This is a genomic window from Cobetia sp. MMG027, assembly GCF_027947415.1.
GTDB classification, from domain to species: Bacteria; Pseudomonadota; Gammaproteobacteria; order Pseudomonadales; family Halomonadaceae; genus Cobetia; species Cobetia marina.
Genome location: NZ_JAQJIO010000032.1, coordinates 1 through 482, shown reverse-complemented (window position 1 = coordinate 482; position 482 = coordinate 1). Strand labels below are relative to the sequence as shown.

Sequence of the window (482 nt, the reverse complement as noted above, 5' to 3'; positions counted from 1 at the left end):
TCGAAGGCGATGCTGTTGTCATCGGCGCTCGGTGAGGTGGCATCGATCACGATGGCCTGGGACACCGTATCGCCGTTGTTGCCGGCAGCATCCTGCACACGGAACTGTACGGTCGCGGACTCGGTGAGGCCGCTGTCGTAGCTGACCGCAGTGCCGGTCACGCTGCCCTCGGGGATATCGATCCAGGTGGTGCCATCGCTGCTGTACTGCAGGGTCTCGCCCTCGGCCAGCGGCGCATCCAGTGTGGCAGAGATCGTCAGGCCATCATTGTCGCTGGTGATGAAGTCGCCCGCGGTACCGGTGTCTTCACTGATGGCATCGATGGTGACGGTGGTGGTCGGCGCAGCGGTGTCTTTGACGCTATCCGCTGTGAAGCTGTTGTCGTTGCCGGCGTCGTCAGTGACCGTCAGGGTGGCGGTCAGCTCGCCCTCGGCGAGGCCAGACAGATTCTGGCCAGCGACAGTCAGAGTGGTGCCCAAGAT

1 protein-coding gene is annotated in these 482 nt (G+C 63.5%); it reads right to left on the bottom strand.

What is annotated here, in order from left to right:
• Positions 1-482: Ig-like domain repeat protein (locus tag PJK54_RS17730; RefSeq protein WP_271303514.1), on the bottom strand; the 482-nt coding region annotated here is incomplete at both ends.